The sequence below is a fragment of the Asanoa siamensis genome (assembly GCF_016862555.1).
Taxonomy (GTDB): Bacteria; Actinomycetota; Actinomycetes; order Mycobacteriales; family Micromonosporaceae; genus Asanoa; species Asanoa siamensis.
The window spans coordinates 53,534-72,389 of sequence record NZ_BONE01000045.1 but is presented as its reverse complement, the minus strand read 5'-3'; the positions used below and the strand labels follow the sequence as shown (position 1 = coordinate 72,389).

General features: G+C 73.6%; 20 protein-coding genes. 12 read left to right on the top strand and 8 right to left on the bottom strand.

The window, feature by feature from the left end; genetic code table 11:
- Positions 1-296 (top strand): hypothetical protein (locus Asi02nite_RS25655; RefSeq protein ID WP_203716471.1); only part of this gene is annotated, 296 nt, incomplete at its 5' end.
- 565 nt (positions 297-861) lie between these two features.
- Here the strand turns inward: Asi02nite_RS25655 and Asi02nite_RS25650 are convergent.
- Genes Asi02nite_RS25650 through Asi02nite_RS25640 form a run of 3 tightly spaced genes read right to left on the bottom strand, consistent with a single transcriptional unit; the run spans position 862 to position 3,202 of the window.
- Positions 862-1,419 (bottom strand): AAA family ATPase, encoded by a 558-nt coding sequence (locus Asi02nite_RS25650; protein WP_203716470.1) that lies wholly within the window; start codon positions 1,417-1,419, stop codon positions 862-864.
- Between the two features lie 35 nt (positions 1,420-1,454).
- The gene (locus tag Asi02nite_RS25645; RefSeq protein ID WP_203716469.1) at positions 1,455-2,741 is read right to left on the bottom strand and encodes a hypothetical protein; all 1,287 of its coding nucleotides are present in this window, start codon (positions 2,739-2,741) and stop codon (positions 1,455-1,457) included.
- Positions 2,738-3,202: a SigE family RNA polymerase sigma factor gene (locus tag Asi02nite_RS25640; RefSeq protein ID WP_203716468.1), complete on the bottom strand. Its 465-nt coding sequence runs from the start codon at positions 3,200-3,202 to the stop codon at positions 2,738-2,740. The genes Asi02nite_RS25645 and Asi02nite_RS25640 overlap by 4 nt, the downstream gene beginning before the upstream one ends.
- 95 nt (positions 3,203-3,297) lie before the next feature.
- On the opposite strand from Asi02nite_RS25640, the gene Asi02nite_RS25635 reads away from it, so the two are divergent.
- Positions 3,298-4,236: an ADP-ribosylglycohydrolase family protein gene (locus Asi02nite_RS25635; protein WP_203716467.1), complete on the top strand. Its 939-nt coding sequence runs from the start codon at positions 3,298-3,300 to the stop codon at positions 4,234-4,236.
- Here the strand turns inward: Asi02nite_RS25635 and Asi02nite_RS25630 are convergent.
- On the bottom strand, positions 4,134-4,676 hold the full coding sequence (locus Asi02nite_RS25630) for a DUF899 family protein (RefSeq protein WP_239127087.1): 543 nt from the start codon (positions 4,674-4,676) through the stop codon (positions 4,134-4,136). The genes Asi02nite_RS25635 and Asi02nite_RS25630 overlap by 103 nt on opposite strands.
- A gap of 294 nt (positions 4,677-4,970) precedes the next feature.
- On the opposite strand from Asi02nite_RS25630, the gene Asi02nite_RS41805 reads away from it, so the two are divergent.
- The 4 genes from Asi02nite_RS41805 to Asi02nite_RS25615 all read left to right on the top strand — a co-directional run bounded on the left by Asi02nite_RS41805 (position 4,971) and on the right by Asi02nite_RS25615 (position 10,089).
- Complete coding sequence (locus tag Asi02nite_RS41805; protein ID WP_239127086.1) at positions 4,971-5,537, top strand: ATP-binding protein; 567 nt, start codon at positions 4,971-4,973, stop codon at positions 5,535-5,537.
- Positions 5,482-7,731, top strand: a complete 2,250-nt coding sequence (locus tag Asi02nite_RS25625; protein WP_239127083.1) for a helix-turn-helix transcriptional regulator — start codon at positions 5,482-5,484, stop codon at positions 7,729-7,731. Before Asi02nite_RS41805 ends, Asi02nite_RS25625 begins: the two co-directional genes overlap by 56 nt.
- 151 nt (positions 7,732-7,882) lie before the next feature.
- Positions 7,883-8,725 carry an EAL domain-containing protein gene (locus tag Asi02nite_RS25620; protein WP_203716466.1) on the top strand — a complete coding sequence of 281 codons (843 nt, stop codon included), beginning with the start codon at positions 7,883-7,885 and terminating at the stop codon, positions 8,723-8,725.
- A gap of 26 nt (positions 8,726-8,751) precedes the next feature.
- The gene (locus Asi02nite_RS25615; protein ID WP_203716465.1) at positions 8,752-10,089 is read left to right on the top strand and encodes a serine hydrolase domain-containing protein; all 1,338 of its coding nucleotides are present in this window, start codon (positions 8,752-8,754) and stop codon (positions 10,087-10,089) included.
- 10 nt (positions 10,090-10,099) lie between these two features.
- Here the strand turns inward: Asi02nite_RS25615 and Asi02nite_RS25610 are convergent, their stop codons facing one another.
- Positions 10,100-11,209, bottom strand: coding sequence for a hypothetical protein (locus Asi02nite_RS25610; protein WP_203716464.1), 1,110 nt, complete (start codon positions 11,207-11,209; stop codon positions 10,100-10,102).
- 6 nt (positions 11,210-11,215) lie between these two features.
- On the opposite strand from Asi02nite_RS25610, the gene Asi02nite_RS42395 reads away from it, so the two are divergent.
- Positions 11,216-11,344: a hypothetical protein gene (locus Asi02nite_RS42395; protein ID WP_275410386.1), complete on the top strand. Its 129-nt coding sequence runs from the start codon at positions 11,216-11,218 to the stop codon at positions 11,342-11,344.
- A 68-nt stretch (positions 11,345-11,412) separates the two neighbouring features.
- On the opposite strand, the gene Asi02nite_RS25605 is transcribed toward Asi02nite_RS42395, so the two are convergent.
- Entirely contained in the window at positions 11,413-12,177 is a 765-nt protein-coding gene (locus Asi02nite_RS25605) for a hypothetical protein (RefSeq protein ID WP_203716463.1), read from the bottom strand.
- A 94-nt stretch (positions 12,178-12,271) separates the two neighbouring features.
- Between Asi02nite_RS25605 and Asi02nite_RS25600 the strand changes: the two genes are divergently transcribed.
- The 3 genes from Asi02nite_RS25600 (at position 12,272) to Asi02nite_RS25590 (ending at position 15,295) form a co-directional block, all read left to right on the top strand.
- Positions 12,272-13,222, top strand: a complete 951-nt coding sequence (locus tag Asi02nite_RS25600; protein ID WP_203716462.1) for a sensor histidine kinase — start codon at positions 12,272-12,274, stop codon at positions 13,220-13,222.
- A gap of 2 nt (positions 13,223-13,224) precedes the next feature.
- Positions 13,225-13,875 carry a response regulator gene (locus Asi02nite_RS25595; RefSeq protein ID WP_203716461.1) on the top strand — a complete coding sequence of 217 codons (651 nt, stop codon included), beginning with the start codon at positions 13,225-13,227 and terminating at the stop codon, positions 13,873-13,875.
- A 127-nt stretch (positions 13,876-14,002) separates the two neighbouring features.
- A complete protein-coding gene (locus Asi02nite_RS25590) occupies positions 14,003-15,295 on the top strand; it encodes an ArsB/NhaD family transporter (protein ID WP_203716460.1) in 1,293 nt (430 codons plus the stop codon).
- Here Asi02nite_RS25590 and Asi02nite_RS25585 read toward each other — a convergent pair.
- Positions 15,292-16,926 (bottom strand): Na+/H+ antiporter, encoded by a 1,635-nt coding sequence (locus tag Asi02nite_RS25585; RefSeq protein ID WP_203716459.1) that lies wholly within the window; start codon positions 16,924-16,926, stop codon positions 15,292-15,294. The genes Asi02nite_RS25590 and Asi02nite_RS25585 overlap by 4 nt on opposite strands.
- Before the next feature lie 105 nt (positions 16,927-17,031).
- Between Asi02nite_RS25585 and Asi02nite_RS25580 the strand changes: the two genes are divergently transcribed.
- A complete protein-coding gene (locus Asi02nite_RS25580; RefSeq protein WP_203716458.1) occupies positions 17,032-18,024 on the top strand; it encodes a sensor histidine kinase in 993 nt (330 codons plus the stop codon).
- A gap of 32 nt (positions 18,025-18,056) precedes the next feature.
- Positions 18,057-18,368 carry a hypothetical protein gene (locus tag Asi02nite_RS25575; RefSeq protein ID WP_203716457.1) on the top strand — a complete coding sequence of 104 codons (312 nt, stop codon included), beginning with the start codon at positions 18,057-18,059 and terminating at the stop codon, positions 18,366-18,368.
- Between the two features lie 72 nt (positions 18,369-18,440).
- On the opposite strand, the gene Asi02nite_RS25570 is transcribed toward Asi02nite_RS25575, so the two are convergent.
- Entirely contained in the window at positions 18,441-18,839 is a 399-nt protein-coding gene (locus Asi02nite_RS25570; RefSeq protein ID WP_203716456.1) for a ribosomal maturation YjgA family protein, read from the bottom strand.
- Positions 18,840-18,856 lie beyond the last annotated feature (17 nt).

The window sequence follows — 18,856 nt, the reverse complement described above, 5'->3', positions numbered from 1 at the left end:
AGTCAACCGTCCTGGAATCCGGCACACGGCGGGGCACCTTCCTCAGCTGGACGATGCCGGACTCGGTTTGGCATCAGGTTGTCGTCCGAGGTGTCGTTGGCAGTCACGGCGCGGCCCAGCCACGCTCCGGTGACCTCGATCGGCGCAACGTCTCGGTATTGGCGCCGAGCCCGTTCTACACAGGTCTGAGACCAGAGGGCGTAGGCCACGCCGGAGCGGCCGAAGACGCCCGCGACGGCGAGGGTGGCGGCCAGAACTGGCTTGTTGCGCTTCTGCAAGGACAGACTCATCAATGATGCCCCCGCATTTCGCGAGCCGTTCAGGGCGGGGTGTTCACCGCTTCCGGGCTTTCCGGCTGGTTGCGGCGGTATAGGAAACTCGACCCGAAGTCGCCCACATCTTTGTATAGAGAACATTGCGGGCTATTGCTCGCCGACAAAACGGGACTGAATGTTCCCAGCTCGCTTCCTCCGTAGCGCGGGCCTGCCCGGTCGACGCCTTCAACGCGGCATTGGCCGCGAGATTGCGCATGATCGCCCGTCGCGGCTGCACGGAACAGAAGCCCGCGCAGAGCGCACGATCCACCAAGGGAAGGGCCACCACACCGAGGACCGATGGTATGCGCTGGCTGTGTAGCCGATCTGAAAGGGCAAAGAGGTTGAATGCCTTCGGCGGTCGAGGAGAAGGGCCTGCGCCGAGCAGGAGCACGATCGACAAGCCGCGAAGAAGACCAACTCGAGAACCGCGGCGGTAGCGGTCCGGGAAGGCCGCGCGGCCTGGCGTGGGGAAGGCTGCTGCGCCGGGCCGCACACCGGCTGCTCCTGCTGACGTACTCTCCACGTATTGATCATGTCATGCCCTTCAGCCTCCATTGTGGAGGACGGTGGCGAGGCGGTCGTAGGTCTCCCGTACCGCGCCGGCCGTGCTGGGCACCACGACCGCGAGCGGGCGCTGCCGGAGGACCTCCAGCAGGTCGTCGTACATCGAGCCGAGGAAGGCGGTGCCACCGCGCTGCTCGACGAACCGCTGGTGATGGCGTACCCACGGGTCGTCGTCGTCCCGGGCCCGGTGCGCGAACCGCTCGATCGACGCCTGCCGGTCGTCGAGCAGCACGATCTCGACGAACCCGGCCCCCTGACCGCGCGCCAGTTCCTCGAGGGTCGTGATCTCGTCGAGCCGCGCCAGGTACTGGGGCAGCACGACGTCCCGTCCGCCGGCCAACTGGGTGGCGGCCATCGCCCGCACGAGGGGCCACACGACGTCCCACGTCCGGTTGTCCTCGTCCTGCCAGCCGCCGACCAGGCGGTGCACGGCGTCGACGTCGAGGTTCAGCGTGCCGGGGTGCCGCTCCACGTAGAGCGCGGCCAGCGTCGACTTGCCGATGCCGGGAGGGCCGTTCAGGTGTACGAGTCGCGCCACCGTCCCACCGTACGACCGAGTGCCTCGGTGGCGTGTCAGGTTCGGCGGCGGCGGCGCCGGAGCACGACCGCCGCTGCCGCCGCGAGCAGCAGCAGCGCGGCGATCGTCGCGGTCCGGGCCGGTGACCAGGGCCAGGCGCCCGGCTCGACGTCGGCCAGTGTGCTCTCCGGCGCGAGGGCCGTCGCGAGCTGGAAGTTCGTGACCGGGTCGTCCCCGAAGCGGGTCATCCGGACCACGCCGCGGCCGTCGAGCGGCGCCTCCACCACCCCGCCGGACTGTCCGATATAGACGCCCGTCCGGCCGTTCCAGCCGAGGAAGCGGTCGCCGCTGCCGAGGGTGATCGGCTCCGGGAGCGCCCCCGTGCCGTACGCGTCGCCGCGGAAGCTGAGGCGCTCCACGATGCCGTGACGCTCGCCGACCGCCAGCAGCAACGGCGGGATGGCCTCGATGACGAAGCTGTCCGGGTCCGGCCGGGTCGACAGCGCGTGCAGGCCGAGCGTCACGACCTCCCGGCAGCCGTCGACCGGGCCGTCGACGGCGAGCGGCACGGAGGGTGTCGGTGCGTCCACCCCGTAGACGCGCAGCGTGCAGCCGTACTCGGCGCCCGCCGACGCGACGACCTCCGTACCCGTGGCCGTGAAGACCGCCCGGACCACGCCGTCGCCGGTCCCCGAGCGGGGATCAGCCACCGGGGCGAAGCCGCGGGTGTCGAGGTCCAGCACGCCCACCCCGGCCGGCCCGGATCCGGTCGCGATGGCCTGGGTCGCGAACGCCACCCGGCGACCGTCCGGCGACCAGGCGAGCGGGCGGAGCGCGACCGGCGCACCCGCTGCGTACCGCTGTGCCCGGCCCGTGCGCAGGTCGACGACGTCGGCCTCCCCCGTCGCCCGGGCCGGGTCACTCACCACCACCGCCAGGCCGTCGGGCGACAGCAGGGCGGTGCCGCCCGCGTCCAGCTTGCGGTAGGTGACCCCGTCGGTCGCCAGGACGACCTGCTCGCCGCGCTCGGTGAACAGCGCGATCGACCGGCCGGGCGGGTCCTGCGCGACCGTGGCCGTCCGGGACGAGACGCCGGCCAGCTCCCGGGGCAACCGGTAGGTCGGCTCACCCGCGCCGGGCGTGGCCGGACGACCCGGCAGCGCCACCGCCGCCGCCAGGACGGTCGCGCCGACGGCCGCGGCCACCAGCACCGGCGACCAGGTGCGGGCCGGCCGCCGGCGGCCGACGGCCCGGGCCTTGAGCGCCGCCGACGGGGGCTGCACGACCGGAATCGCGTCGACGGCGGCGCGGACCAGATCCGCGACGCGATGTTCGGGGATCATCGGTCCTCCAGGTGTGCCTGCAGGCGGGCCAGCCCGCGGTGCAGCAACGACTTCGCGGTGCCGAGCGGGCAGTCGAGCGTCTCGGCGACCTCGGGCACGGAGAGGTCGAGGTAGTACCGCAGGAACACGGCCGACTGCTGCCGCGGCGTCAGCCGGGCCAGGGCGACGCGGACCGCGACGATCCGGGGATCGGGCGCCGCCACGAGCGCCTCGTCGAACGTGCCGGCGTGCCGGCGCTCCAGCACGCGCCGCCGGACCCACGAGGAGCATCGGGACACGACCGCCTTACGCAGGTACGCCGCCGGCGCGTCGACCCGGTCGATGCGGCGGTACCACTCGACGAACACGTCCTGCACGACGTCTTCGGCAGCGGGCAGGCTGCCCACGGTCACGTAGGCGAGCCGGACCAACGGGGCATAGTGCGCCGCATAGACCGCGTCGAACGTGTCGACCGGCGCCATCGTCTCCACCGCCACGTCAGACTAGGCGCACGAGAACGGCATTTCGTTGCGCCGGAGGCGGCGGATTTCCGCGCGGTCGGGCATGATCGGCGGCGATGACGTTCGTCGTGTACGAGCCGACCCGGGTCGGCCTGACTCAGGACAGTTTGGACGGCCTCTCCGTCGGTGACGCCCTCGGCGCCCAGTTCTTCATGGTCGGCCGCTCGCTGGCCGACCTCGAGGCGGGTCGGCCGCCCGAGGCGCCGTGGGAATGGACGGACGACACGCACATGGCCGCCACGGTGCTGGCGGAGGTGCGCGACCACGGCCGGATCGACCAGGACCGGCTCGCGGCGCTGTTCGCCGACCGGTGTGAGCCCTACCGCGGCTACGGGGCCGGCGCGGTGGTGATCCTGCACGAGATCCGGGACGGCGTGCCGTGGCGGCGGGCCGCCGCCGAGGCGTTCGGCGGTCAGGGATCGTGGGGCAACGGCGCGGCGATGCGGGTGGCGCCGCTGGGCGCGTACCACCCGGACCGGCCGCGGGTCGCGGCCACCGAGGCGATCCTGTCCGCGGAGGTGACGCACGCGCATCCAGAAGGGATCGCCGGTGCGGTGCTCGTCGCCGTCGCCGCCGCGCACGCCGCCGCGGCCAGGCTGGACGGCGAGCGGCCGCCGCCGGCCGCGGTGCTCGACCGGCTCCGGCCCTACCTGGTCGAGGGCGCGGTCGCACGGGGCATGGCGCGGGCGGTGCGGCTGGTCGGCCGGACCGTCGAGGAGGCCGCGTACGACCTCGGCAACGGCTCACGGGTGACGGCGCAGGACACCGTGCCGTTCGCGCTGTGGACCGCGGCGACGTACCTCGACGACTATCCGGCGGCGATCACCGCGTGCGTGCGGGCCGGCGGCGACGTCGACACCACCGCGGCGATCGTGGGCGGGATCGTGGCCGCCTACACCGGGATCGGCGACCGCCCCGGCAGCACCGGCGTGCCGCCGGCCTGGGTCGCGGCCCGCGAGCCGCTGCCCCCGTGGGCGCGCCGGGCCGCTCGGTGACAGTGCGGTCCGGGCGCGGCGCCGACGGGGGTGACCCCACGCCTGGTCCACTGTGGAACGGGACGGCCGTCGCGGCGCCAGCGGGAGCAGGCGGGCTCCTGCGGCCAGCCCGCGGGCGAGTCCTCCCACACCTCCTGCCGCCCGTACACCGTCAGGTCCAGCAGTTTGTGTGACGACATGATGGCCTCGACGCCGCGGCCGGTCGTCTCGTAGGTCAGGAAGAACCTGTCGCCCTGGCGCAGGAAGCAGGCGATGACGCCGCCGCCGTGGAGCAGGTCGTGCCGCCGGACCTGGCCCGCACGGGGGCCTACACGGCCACGGCGTGGGGGACGCGGCCTGGAGCCGGTGCTGCAGTCGCTGGGCCGCTGGTTCTCGAGGGGCTCGGACCCGACGACCCCGGGCGGCATGACGCCGGACGGGATCGTGATCGCGATGCGCACGATGGCGCCGGCCACTCCCGGCCGCACGCCCGGCGGCCACGGTGACCGCCGACGCGACGGCCTGGAGCCAGGTCCTTTTCGACGGCCTCCCCCTCACCGCGGCCGAACGCGCCGGCACCGTCCACCTCGACGGCGACCGCGACACGGTGGGCCGCCTGGTTCGCCTCTACGCGGGCGGAAATCGCGGAACCGGGCGCATCCCCGGATTAAGCTGGAGGGGCGCGGAACCGTGGGTGATGCCGGTTCTGGCCTGTGCCCGCGGTGCCCGCGAACGGCTCCGAGGGAGATGTCCGGATGTATCCAGGACATGAGCTTTACGGCCGGCGTGCCGAGCGCGAGGTGCTCGACCAGCTCCTGGCTGACGTGCGGGCCGGCGACCACATGGTGCTGGTGTTGCGCGGTGAGTCCGGGGCGGGCAAGACGGCACTGCTCGACCACCTGGGCGAGCAGGCGGCCGGCACACGGATCATCCGGGTCACCGGCGTCGAGTCCGAAATGGAGCTTGCCTACGCGGGCCTGCACCAGTTCTGCCTCTCGATGCTCGACCGGCTCGATCGCCTCCCGCCCCCGCAGCGCGACGCGTTGGGTGTCGCGTTCGGGATCGTCGAAGGGCCCGCCCCGGACCGGTTCCTGGTCGGCCTGGCCGCCCTGATGCTGCTCGCGGAGACGGCCGGCAGCACGCCGCTGCTCTGCCTGGTCGACGACGTCCAGTGGCTCGACCGGGCCTCGGTCCAGGCGCTGGCGTTCGTGGCGCGGCGGCTGATGGCCGAGCCGATCGCCATGGTCTTCGCCGAGAACGAGCCCAGTGACGACCGAGAGCTGCTCGGCCTGCCGGAGCTGCTCGGGGCTCGACGACCGTGACGCCCGCGCGCTGCTCGCGTCGGCGGTGCCCGCACTGGTCGACGAGCGGGTCCGGGAACGGATCGTCGCCGAGGCCCGCGGGAATCCGTTGGCGCTGCTGGAGATGTCGGCCGAGCTCACCGCCACGGAGCTGGGCGAGTGGCCCGACCTGCCGGGCAACTGGCCGGTGGAGACCCGGGCCGGGCGGATCGAGCGGGCGTACGCGCGGCGCGTGCACGCCCTGCCGGCACCGACCCAGCGGTTCCTGCACCTGGCCGCGGTCGAACCGGTCGGCGACCCGACGGTGCTGTGGCGGGCCGCGGCCGTGTCGGAGCTCGACGGCGCGGTCGCCGAGCCCGCGGAGGCCGCCGGCCTGATCGGCCTGGGCACCCGCGTCCGCTTCGCCCACCCCCTGGTGCGCTCGGCGGTGCACCGGTCCGCCGGCCTCTACGAGCTGCGCCGGGCGCACCGCGCGCTCGCCGAGGTGACCGACCGGCGGACCGACCCGGATCGCCGTGCCTGGCACCTCGCCGGCGCGGCGGCGGCACCGGACGAGTCGTTGGCCGCGGAGCTCGAACGGTCGGCGGACCGGGCCCGCGCGCGTGGCGGCGCCGCGGCCGCGGCGGCGTTCCTGCGCCGGGCCGCCGAGCTCACCCCGGAACCGGACCACCGCGGCCGGCGCGCCCTGGCCGCCGCCGAGGCCGCCGCGGCCGCCGGTGCGCCCGACGCCGCCGACGAGTTGCTCGCCACCGCGGAGATGGCCGGGCTCGACCCCCTGCGGACGGCCCGTCTCGTGCGCCTGCGCGCGCAGTTGGCGTTCACCCGCAGCCACGGCGCCGAAGCACCGGCGCTGCTGCTCGACGCCGCGCGCCGGTTGACGCCGCTCGACGTGTCGCTGGCGCGCGAGACCTACCTCGAGGCGCTGCTGGCCGCGGTCTTCGCCGGAGCCGGGCAACTGGCGCCCGGCGAGCGGGTGCGCGGTGTGGCGGAGGCGGCCCGGCTGGCGCCGGCCGAACCCGGCCCACCGGGTCCGGTCGACTTCCTGCTCGACGGCCTGTCGGCGCAGTTCACCGCCGGATATCCGGCCGCGGTGCCGATCCTGCGCCGGGCGCTGGAGGTCAAGGGCGGCGGTGGCGTCACCCTGATCTGCCTGACGGCCTCGCTGGTGGCGATGGAGCTGTGGGAGGGCACGGCCTGGCTCGACCTGCTGGACCGTTTCGTGCGCTGCGCCCGGGAGACCGGGATGTTGAGCCTGCTGCCGATGGCGGTGGACTTCCTCGCCGGTTTCCACCTGCAGGCCGGGGACTTCACCGAAGCGGCCGCGCTGATCGACGAAGCCGCCGCGCTCACCGCCGCGGTCCCGGTCGCACCTCCCCCGTACGCGCCGATGATGCTGGCGGCCTGGCGGGGTGACCAGGCGGCCACCGCGAAGCTCGCGGAGGTCGGCATCGAGGACGCGTTCCCCCGGGGCGAGGGCAGCACGCTGGTGGTGGCCGAGTACGCCTCGGCCGTCCTGCACAACGGGCTCGGCCACTACGCGACGGCGCTCGCCGCCGCCCAGTGGGCCACCAGCGCCGACCAGATGGTGTCCCGGTCCTGGGGCCTGGCCGAGCTGGTGGAAGCGGCCGCCCGCTTGGAGGAGTGGGACATCGGCGAGGCGGCGCTGCGGGAGCTCAGCGAGCGGGCCCGGGCGAGCGGGACGCCCTGGGCCCGGGGCACCGAGGCGCTGGCGCGGGCGTTGCTCACCCGCGGCCCGGCGGCCGACGATCTCTACCGGACGGCCCTCGACCGGCTCCGCGACTCCCGGATGGAGGCGCACCTCGCCCGGGCACACCTGGTGTACGGGGAATGGTTGCGCCGCAACAACCGCCGCGCCGACGCCCGCCACCAGCTGCGCCGCGCCCACCGGCTGCTCAGCCAGATGGGCGCCGAGGCGTTCGCCGAGCGGGCCCGCAACGAGCTGCTGGCGACCGGCGAGGCGGTGCACAAGCGCACCACGAACACGAGCCTGACCCTGACACCGCAGGAGTCACTGGTCGCCGCGCTGGCCCGCGACGGGCGGACCAACCAGGAGATCGGCGCCGAGCTGTTCATCAGCCCGCGGACGGTCGAGTGGCACCTGCGCAACGTCTTCGCCAAGCTCGCGATCACGTCGCGCCGGGAGCTGCGGGACGCGGCACTCGACCCGGCACCGGCGACCGCCGGCCGCCACTGAACCGGACGTTCGGGGCCGGACACCGCCGACCCCGGGGTACGCGGGGATCTCACGAACCCGGGTCCGCCACGGGGCTCGGGCTCACCACGGCCGCACGACAGTGGTCGGACGCCGCCGCGACGACGCGGTGCCGAGTCGATAGGAGCAGCGGATGACCTGCCGCCCCAAGGTCCTGACGACGAGCGCGAGCGATCGGCTGCCCAGCCCGCCCGCGCGCCCGGTGGACCGGCGGGCCGCCGACGGCAACCTGGCCGAGGCCGTCGCCCGCGACGAGTTGCGGCTGCTCTACCAGCCCATCCTGCGGATCCCGGACCGGGCGGTCGTCGCCGTGGAAGCGCTGGTGCGCTGGGAGCATCCGACGCTCGGCCTGCTGACACCCGACCGGTTCTTCGCCGCGGGCCACCTGGGCGGGCACATGCCGTTGCTCGACCGTTGGGTGCTGCGGCGGGCCTGCACGGACATGCTCGAGCTGCGCGGTGCGCTCGGCTGTGCGGCACCGGCGCACGTCAACGTCAACCTCTCCGCGCCCACCCTGGCGACCGACTTCACCGAGCCGGTCCTCGCCGCGCTGGACCGGACCGGGCTGCCCGCGCGGCGGCTCCGGCTGGAGCTCTGCGAGGGCGCCGACCTCGAGACCCTCACCCGGGCGGCGCCGCGCCTGGAGATCCTGACCCGGCGCGGGGTCGCGGTCGCCCTCGACGACATGGGTGCCGGCTCGACCGACCTGCGCTACCTCTCCCGCCTGGCCCTGCACGGCATCAAGATCGACAGACAGTTCGTGGCCCGCATGCTGGAGAGCCCGCGCGACGACGCCATCGTCACCCTGCTCACCGACCTGGCCCGGCGCCTGCGGCTGCGGGTCACCGCCGAAGGCGTCGAGACGGCGGACCAGCTCGCCGCGCTGGCCCGCCTCGGCGTCCCGTTCGTCCAGGGTTACCACCTGGCCCCGCCCCTCACGCTCACCGACCTGACCGACATCCTGCTCGCGGCGTGATCCGCGGACCCCGTACGGTCGTCCGCATGGCGTTGCTCCCGGAACTGCAGCCGTTGCTCGACGAGGCCGCGCGGCGGCACGGGGTGCCCGGGGCGGCCGCCGCCGTCGGGGTCGGCGGTGAGCTGGCCGAGGCCGCTACCGGGGTGGTCAACCGTGACACCGGCGTCGAGACCACTCACGACAGCGTCTTCCAGATCGGGTCGGTCACCAAGGTCTGGACCGCGGCCCTGGTCATGCAACTGGTCGGCGAGGGCCTGGTCGACCTGGACGCGCCGGTCCGCCGCTACCTGCCCGAGTTCGGGGTGCTCGACCCGGCCGCGAGCGAGGCCGTGACCGTCCGGCAGCTGCTCGCGCACACCGGCGGCTTCGACGGCGACCTGTTCGAGGACACCGGCCGCGGCGACGACGCGGTCGGCCGGCTGGTCGCGTTCATGCGGACCAACGCGCGGCAGGTGGCGCCGCCCGGCGCGCTGTTCTCGTACTGCAACTCCGGCTACGTCGCGCTCGGCGCCCTCGCCGCCCGGCTGCGGGGCGGCACCTGGGAAGCGAGCCTGCGCCGCCACGTGATCGCGCCCCTCGGCGTCCGGCACATGGCGCTCTACGCGGAGGAGGCCGTCCTGTTCCGGGCCGCGGCCGGGCACATCGGCGCCGCCGGGAAGCTGTTCGCGCGCTGGCAACTGCCGCAGTCCAACGCGCCGGCCGGGTCGACCCCGAGCGCGGCGATGCGGGAGCTGGTCCGGTTCGGCCGCATGTTCCTCGCCGACGGCGTGGCCGAGGACGGCACCCGGATCCTGCCGGCCGGCACGTTCGCGGCGATGTGCGAACCCCAGGCCACCCTGCCGGACCTGGGCGCCCGCGCCGCGTACGGCTGGGGTCTCGGCCTGATGCTCTTCGACTGGGACGGTGTGCCGGTCGTCGGCCACGACGGCAGCACGCCCGGCCAGCGCACCTGCTGGCGAATGGTGCCCGACCGGGACGTGGTGGTCGCGATCACGACGAACGGCGGCGACGCACCGGCCATGATCGACGAGGTGCTCGACGCGGTCCTGGCGGCCACGGCCGGGATCACGGTGCCGGCCCGCCCGACACCGCCGGCGAGCCCGGCGCCGGCCACGCCGCTCACGGGTCGCTTCGCGTCGCCCGCGGCCGTCTTCGAGGTGCGGCCGGCGGACGACGGGCTGGAGGTCACCTACACCCCCGTCGGCGACGTCAAGGACGACGAAAGCCGGACGATGCGGTACGTGCCGCTGGACGCCGGCCCCGTGCTCGTCGGCGTGGAGCGGGACGAGGGCGTGCACCCGCTGATCACGTTCCTCCAGGACGGCCGGTATCTCTACAACACCCGGGCCATCCCGCGGGCGTAGGCGACGGTCGTCAGGCGAGGAAGCGCGCCCGCAGCGCCGCGTCGAGCTCGTCGGCGCGGTCGTCGAACGTCGCCCGCGCATGGGTGAACGCCTCGACGACGGCCTGCAGCGGGTCGCTCTCCGTCGCACCGAACAGGGCGGGGACGGCGAACGACGGGCGGTGGATCGGGTGCGGGCGGTGCGGGGCCTCATCGACGGACAGGAAGACGACGGTGCCGGTCAGCCGGGACGGGTCGGGGTGGAGGTAGGCGAACGCCGACCGCTCGTCCGCGAACGGCGGCGGTAGCGGAGCGCCGCTTTCCAGGGCGTCCAGCGCGGCCGCGGCCAGGGGATCACCGGTCATGCCCGCGAGCGTGAAGGCCTGGCACGCGAGCCAGTGCGCCACCTCGCGCTGCGTCGCGGCCGGCAGGTCGGCCAGCTCGTCGAGCAGGTCGCGGTGGGTGCGGGCCATGTTCCGGGCGTTGCCGCGCAGCTCACGCAGTCGCGGCGAGGGTGGGCGGCCGCCCCACTGCTGGCGTTCCGCCGCCGCGGCCGCACGGGCCCGCCGTTGCGCCTCCGCGCGGCCGGCGGCGGCCCGGGCCGCGGCGCGCTCCTCGGGCGTGGGCGGCGGCGGGATCCTGGCGGCGGCCTCGTGCCAGTACGCGGCCCGCATGCTCGTCTGCTTCAGGATCCGGTCAGGGGCGGGCGGCGCCGGCCACAGCTCCAGCAGGTAGCTGTCCAGCGCGGGCTCGTCCGCAAGGCGGACGTCCTTGTCGCCCGCCTCGTCCATGCCCCGGGCGCAGAACCGCGCGCGTACACTCTGGACGGACGGCAGGCGGATCTCATGGAAGTCCTCGAAAGCCGACAGCGCGAGGTCGGCCGACGGCGGGTCGAAGGAGACCTCGACGATCTCCTCCCACGCGTCGTCGACTGGGGGTTCGGTGTCGTGCCAGGTCACCACGAACGGGACCTCGCCCGTGTGCAACCCGGTGACCATCGCCAGCGCGCCCGGCTCGGCGGCCCCGCACAGGCCGTTGCGCTGGCCGCCGGAGGCGCGGGAGAGGTCGGGCGCCTCGCCCTCCTCGGTGAGGTTGACGAATCGATAGTGGACGTGGAGCTCGCCGTCGAAGAGTACGGTCACCCGGGCATGATGTCGTACCCGCTACGCGGCCCGTTCCCCGAGGCGGTCGCGCAGGGCGCGGTTCTCCGCGCGGAGACGGGCCAGCTCGTCGCGGACGGGAGCGAGGGCGGCGTCGAGCTCCGGCTCGCTCGCTGATGGTGGCCAGGTAGAAGCTGTCGCGCGCGGTGACGAAAGCGGCCTCGGCCGGGCCGAGCCCGGGAACTCTAACCTGTCAAACCGAGCGAGGTGGTTAGACGGTCGTGCTCCTCGGTCGTGCCGATCGCCGCGCGATGCTCCGGGTGGTCGACGTAGTACCGGATGACGTCCGTCAGGAACAACGGGTTGACGTCGATCCAACGCAGGAAGACGGTGCCCAGACCCCGGCGGCGGGTGAGGTCCTTGCGCGCGACGGCGAGGGAGAGCATGGCGTCCCGCGGTGCCGGCCGTAGCGGGTACCCGGGCCGGAGGCCTTCCCACGGCACGGTGAGGTGGCCGAAGGGCGAACCGACCGTGACCCCGGCCGGGGTCAGCTCGACGCCCGGCCGCCCGGTCAAGAGGTTGACGAGCTGCGTCGCGAGCAGCAGCACCGCCGCCACGCCCAGGACGGCCGTCACCGCGATGTCGACCACGTCGAGCTGCCAGGCCGGGTCCTCCTCGTCCCAGGTGGACCGCAGGAGGGACACCACCATGCCGGTGAACGCGACCGTGATGACGGCCGGCCACCAGACGGCCTCCGCGGTCACCCGGGTGCGGAAGGCCCCGCGGTCCACCACGAACCCGACCGTGCGCGCCGGCCCCCGGGACTGCCGGACCCAGAGCACGGTCACCGCCACCAGGAATGCCGTCGACGGCAGCATCGCGATCACCAGACCGGGCCACCTGCCGCCGCCGGACGGGAACGACGCGAACAGCCATGCCGCCGCGCCGGCTGCCACCACCGCCGCGAGGGTGACCAGCCTGCGGAACGGTGCCTGATCAACGAGCCGCACGCCGACCTCCCCGACGATCTTCGATGTCGAGTATGAACGATCAATGGGTGCCAGCACCGATGCAGGGCCGGCGATCCGCGCGCACGCTGGCAACGTGTCCCTGTTCTGGCGGATTTTTCTGCTCAACGCCGCGGTGCTCACCGTCGCCACCCTGCTGGTGATGGCGAGCCCGGTGACGGTCTCCACGCCCGTGCTGCTCACCGAGGCCCTGGTCCTCTCCGCCGGACTCGCCGCGATGCTCGTCGCCAACGCCGTCCTGCTCCGGGTCGGCCTGGCGCCGCTGTCCCGGCTCACCCGCACCATGGCCACGGTCGACCTGCTCAAGCCCGGCCACCGCCTCGCGGTCAGCGGCCGGGCCGGGATCGCCGACCTGATCCGGACCTTCAACACCATGCTCGACCGGCTCGAGGCCGAACGCGCCGCCAGCACCGGCCGCGCCCTGACCGCCCAGGAGGACGAGCGCCGGCGGATCGCGCAGGAGCTGCACGACGAGGTCGGCCAGACGCTGACCGCGGTGCTCCTGGAGCTCAAGCGGGTCGGTGACCACGCGCCGCCGGACGTCCGCGCGGAGCTGCACGAGGTGCAGGAGACGACCCGCAACAGCCTCGACGAGATCCGGCGGATCGCCCGGCGGCTGCGGCCGGGCGTCCTGGCCGAACTGGGCCTGGAAAGCGCCCTCAAGTCGCTGGCGACCGAGTTCTCCACCGGCGGCCTGTCCGTCCGGTATCACCTCGATCCCGACCTTCCCGACCTCGGTGACGACACCGAGCTCGTGCTCTACCGGGTCGCCCAGGAGGCGTTGACGAACGCGGCCCGGCACAGCGGCGCCCGTACCATCGAGGTCAGCCTGCGCCGGCACCCGGGTGAGGTCCGGCTGCGGATCACCGACGACGGCCGTGGCTTCGGCGACGCGCCCGAGGGCGCCGGGATCCGCGGCATGCGCGAGCGGGCCCTGCTGGTCGGCGCCGCGCTGAGCCTGGGCCCCGCCATCGGCGGCGGGGCCGACGTGCGCCTGCGGGTGCCCTGCGACACGGGAGGTCGCTGACGATGCCCGACACCCGGATCCTGCTCGCCGACGACCACGCCCTGGTGCGGCGCGGCGTGCGGCTGATCCTCGACGGGGAGCCCGGCCTGACCGTGGTCGCCGAGGCCGCCGACGGCGCCGAGGCGATCGAGCTGGCGGCCCGGGAGCGGCCCGACCTCGCGGTGCTCGACATCGCGATGCCGCGGATGACGGGCCTCCAGGCGGCCCGCGAGCTGTCCCGGTCGATGCCGGAACTGCGGATCCTGATCCTGACGATGTACGACAACGAGCAGTACTTCTTCGAGGCGCTCAAGGTCGGCGCCTCCGGCTACGTGCTCAAGTCGGTGGCCGACCGCGACCTGGTGGCCGCCTGCCGCGCCGCGATGCGGGGCGAGCCGTTCCTCTACCCGGGTGCCGTCAACGCGCTCGTCCGGCACTACCTGGAACGGGTCAAGGACGGTGACGGCGTGCCGGCGCGGGCGATCACCGACCGCGAGGAGGAGGTGCTCAAGCTCGTCGCCGAAGGCCACACGTCACGCGAGATCGCGGACCTGCTCTACATCAGCGTGAAGACCGTCGAGCGGCACCGGGCCAACCTGTTGCAGAAGCTCGGGCTCAAGGACCGCCTGGAGCTCACCCGGTACGCGATCAGGGTCGGACTCATCGAACCGTAGGGGTCGCCCGCCCGCGGATGTGGGTGCGCGCACCGATGGTAAGGGGCCGGTGCGGCAGGCGATCGTTTCGCATGGCCTTTTCACCCCATGACCAGCCGTACGAGACCGGTCCGCCAGGGCGCCGCCGGTGAACGGGTTCGGGCCCATCGCGGCCGTCGTCATCTTCTCGGTCGCGTTCTTCCTCATCGCCACGGAACGGATCCACCGCGTCGCCGTCGTGCTCGGTGCCGCCGGCCTGATGGCCGCGCTCGGGCTGCTCCCCGGCGACGACGTCTTCTACGACGAGCACGCCGGCATCGACTGGGGCGTCATCTTCCTGCTGCTCGGCATGATGATCATCGTCGGCGTCATCAAGCAGACCGGCATCTTCGAGTTCCTCGGCATCTGGGCCGGCAAGCGCTCCCGGGGGCACCCGTACAAGCTGCTGGTCCTGCTCATGGTCATCACCGCCGTGGCGTCGCCGTTCCTCGACAACGTCACCACCGTCATGCTGGTCGCCCCGGTGACCATCGCCATCTGCCAGCGCCTGCACCTGCCGGCCGCGCCCTATCTGATCGCCGAGGCGCTCGCGTCGAACATCGGCGGCGCGGCCACGCTCGTCGGCGACCCACCCAACATGATCATCGGAACCCGGGCCGGGTTGACGTTCAACGACTTCATCGTCCACATGGGACCGATCGTCGTCGTGCTGTTCGTGTTGTTCGTCATCATGTCGCGGTTCATGTTCCGCAAGTCCTTCGTCTACAACCCGGACCGGGTCGAGGCGGTGCTGCGGCTCGACGGGAGCGCGGCCATCAAGGACCGGGCGCTGCTGGCCCGCTGCCTGGCCGTGCTGGGGCTCGTGACGGTCGCCTTCGCGCTGCACAGCGTGCTGCACCTCGAGCCGGCCATCATCGCGCTGCTCGGCGCCGGCCTGATGGTCCTCGTGTCCGGCGCGAAGAGCTCCGACTATCTCGCCGAGGTCGAGTGGACGACGCTGGTCTTCTTCATGGGCCTGTTCGTGATGGTCGGCGGGCTCGTCGAGACCGGGGTCATCCACGCGCTGGGCGGGTGGGCCGTCGACGCGATCGGCGACAACTACTTCCTGGCCGCGAGCACGCTGGTGTTCGGCTCGGCGATCCTGGGCGCGTTCTTCGACAACATCCCGTACGTGGCGACGATGGCACCGGTGGTCGAGGACCTGGTGGCCCGCGCACCGGACCCGCAGACCGGCGAGTCGCTCTGGTGGTCGTTCGCCCTCGGCGCGGACCTCGGCGGCAACGGCACCGCGGTGGCGGCGAGCGCGAACGTCGTCGTCCTCGGCATCGCCGCCCAGCACGGCCAGCCGATCTCGTTCTGGCAGTTCACGAAGTACGGCATCGTCACGACGGTGGTGACCGTGACGGTCGCCTGGGGGTACGTGTGGCTGCGCTACTTCTAACGCGTCGGCAGGAGGCCTTCCTCGTGGTCGAGCTCGCGCTGGAGCACCCGCAGGCCCTCGTCGGGGAGGCGGCCCGCGTCGCGCCAGCGGACGACCTCCTCGCGCTGGGCGTCGATGGCCGCCCGGCGCACCCGCAGCGCGGCCTCGTAGCGCTCCGAGACCGGCAGCTCCGCCGAGTCCGCGTCCCGGAGCAGGTCGATCCGGCCCTGGTAGCGGGCCTGCCGGGCGCGCAGCTGGATGCTCATGGCCTCGATCGCGCGCCGCTCGTCCTCGTCGCCCTCCTCGGCGAGCTCGCTGAGCCGCTCCAGCGCCGCCTCCACCGAGGCCGAACGGGCCTCGTTGCGCAGCCGGGCCTGGTCGGCGACGTTGGCCCGCAGCCCGAGCATCCGCACCAGCGGCGCGAAGGTCAGCCCTTGGCCGACCAGCGTGACCAGCACGACGACGAACGTGCAGAACAGCAGCAGGTCGCGGTCCGGGAACGGGGCGCCGCTGTCGGTGGTGAGCGGCAGCGCGAAGATCGCGGCCAGGCTGATCACGCCGCGGGTGCCGGCCCAGCTCAGCGCGACCACCTCGCGACCGGCCAGGCCCCGGCGCGGCTCGGGCTCGTCCTCGTCGGACTCGTCGCGGATCAGCCGCGTGTGCAGCGAGCGGGGCAGCGACTGGGTCAGCAGGAGCCACAGCGGGCGCAGCAGCAGCACCACGCCGACGCTGATGGCCACGGCGATCACGATCGTCGAGAGCTCGTACTGCTCGAGGTTCCGGACGACCCGCGGCAGCTGCTGGCCGATCAGCAGGAACACGAAGCCCTCGAGGAGGAAGTCGACGAGCCGCCAGACCGCCGTCGTCTGCAGCCGGCTCGCCCCGGAACCGCCCGGCGCGTGGTGGCCGATGATCAGACCGGCGATCACGACCGCGAGGACGCCGGAGACGTGGATCTCCTCGGCCAGCAGGTACGCGGCGAACGGCGTGGCCAGCGAGATCGCGTTCGCGCTGAGCGGGTCGTCGCGCAGCCGCCGCAGCAACCGCACCACCCAGGCGACGGCGACACCGACCAGCACGCCGCCCACGGCGGCGAAGGCGAACTGGCCGACCGCCGAGCCCCAGGAGAACCCGTCGCCGACCGCGGCGGCCACGGCCACGCTCAGGATGGTCAGCGCGGTCGCGTCGTTGAGCAGGCCCTCACCCTGGATGATCGTGAGCAGTCGGGGCGGCAGGCCGACCTTGCGACCGACGCCGAGCGCGGCGACCGGGTCGGGCGGGGCGATCGCGGCACCGACCGCGATGCCGGCGGCGAGCGTCGCGCCGGCCACGAACCAGTGGAACCCGACCCCGATCACCAGCGCGGTGGCCAGCACGAGCACGACGGAGAGGCTGACCACGATCCGCATGTTGCGCCGGATGGCGAGCAGCGAGGAGTCCAGGGCCGCGCTGTAGAGCAGCGGGGGGATCACGAACGTCAGGATGATCTCGGGGTCCAGGTCGAGGTTCGGCCCGGGCAGCAGCGCGTACGCGATGCCGATCAGCGGCAGCAGCGCCGCGGCGGGCAGGCCCGTGCGCTCGGCTATCCACCGGACCGCCACCACCACCGCCACCGCGGCGAGGACGAATATCAAGATCGTTTCGACGCTCACCGCTCCCAGGAAACGTGATACCGGGACCGGCTGCCATGGGTGTCAACACCCATTTATCTGTCCCGCGAGGTTGGCGCGGGGCCTCCGTACCCGGAAGCTCGTGGTGTGTCCCTGTTCTGGCGGATCTTCGTGCTGAACGCGGCGGTGCTGTCCGTGGCGACCGCACTGCTGCTGTTCACCCCGGCCACCGTCTCGACGCCGGCGAAGACGGCCGAGGTCGCGGTGGTCTTCGTCGGCCTCGCGGCGACGCTGGTGACGAACGCCATACTGCTGCGGGTCGGGCTCGCGCCGCTGTCCCGGCTGACCCGCACGATGGCCGCGGTCGACCTGCTGCGCCCGGGGCGGCGGCTCGCGGAGACCGACAGCTCGGGCATCGCCACGCTGGTGCGCGCGTTCAACACGATGCTGGAGCGGCTGGAGACAGAGCGGGCCACCAGCGCCGGCCGGGCCCTGACCGCGCAGGAGGACGAGCGCCGCCGGATCGCCCAGGAGTTGCACGACGAGGTCGGCCAGAGCCTGACCGCGGTGCTGCTCGAGCTGAAACGCGTCGGTGACCACGCGCCCGAGGAGGTCCGCGCGGAGCTGCACGAGGTGCAGGAGACGACCCGCAACAGCCTCGACGAGATCCGCCGCATCGCCCGCCGGCTGCGCCCCGGGGTGCTGCACGAGCTGGGCCTGACCGCCGCGCTGCGGTCGCTGGCGACGGAGTTCTCGACGCGCGGGCTGAGCGTGCGCGCGAAGATCGGGCCCGACCTGCCGGCGCTGGAGCCGTCGGCGGAGCTGGTGCTCTACCGGGTCGCCCAGGAGGGCCTGACCAACGTCGCCCGGCACGCCCGGGCGGAGGCGGTGACGTTGACCCTGCGGCGGGCCCCGGGCGGCGTCGAGCTGCTGGTCCGCGACGACGGCCGCGGCCTGCGCGGCGCCCCCGAGGGTGCGGGCATCCGCGGGATGCGCGAGCGTGCCCTGCTGGCCGGCGCGGACCTGGCACTGGGCGCAAGCCCCGCCGGGGGCACGGAGGTGCGCCTGCGCCTGCTGACGCGTACGCCCGGGATGGGTGTCGCCACCGATGCGGAGCCCTCGGCACTTCCGCGAGGCTGACGGGTGTCCGTTCCCCTCCCCGGGAGGCTCCGATGACCGTAGCCGCGGAACCCATGATCGGGCGCGACCTGCGCGACCGCGACAACCGCCCGGCGGGCAAGATCCGTGCGATCTACCGCTACCCGACCGAGCTCGACATGCCCTGGGGCGTGGCGGCGGTCGTCAGTGGACGGTTGCGGCGCTCGATGCACCTGGTCGACCTGAAGGACGCCGACATCGACCCGAACGGCATCCGGGTGCGCTACGAGCGGTCGACCATCACCAGCGCCCCGCACTTCATGCCGCTGGTCGGCGACACGCTCTCCGAGGGTCACGCCAACAAGGTCCGGGACCACTACGCCTGAGACCGGGCGGGCCCGCCCAGGCCGACGGGTCGCCCGGGCTCCCCCAACCGGGCGACTCGTCGGTCCGCCGCGCTACGGATCCGTCCGCCTCAGGGCGTGGTGGAGCAGGGCCAGTGGCAGCACGCCCACGGCGTACCAGAGCAGGTCCGCCGCGTCGAACTGGACGCCCAGGACCAGGCGGGCGATCAGGCTGCGCGCGGAGAGGGCGGCCGGCCAGCCGGTGAGCTGCAGCAGCTCGACAAGCCAGCAGAAGGCGATCGCCGCCGCAGCCGCTGCCGGCGGCCGCGTCGCCGGGCGCAGGACGAAGACGCCCGCGTAGACCATGGACGCGTACAGCGCCGTTCCCGAGCGCTGGGCGAGCGCGCCCGTGCTGTCCAGGACGCCGGCGCCGCTCGCCAGGCGGATGCCGAACGCCACCGCCAGAAATCCGGCCGCCGCGGCCGCGGCCGCCAGCCGGGTCCGGCCCCTCATGGCGCGCGACTCTACCC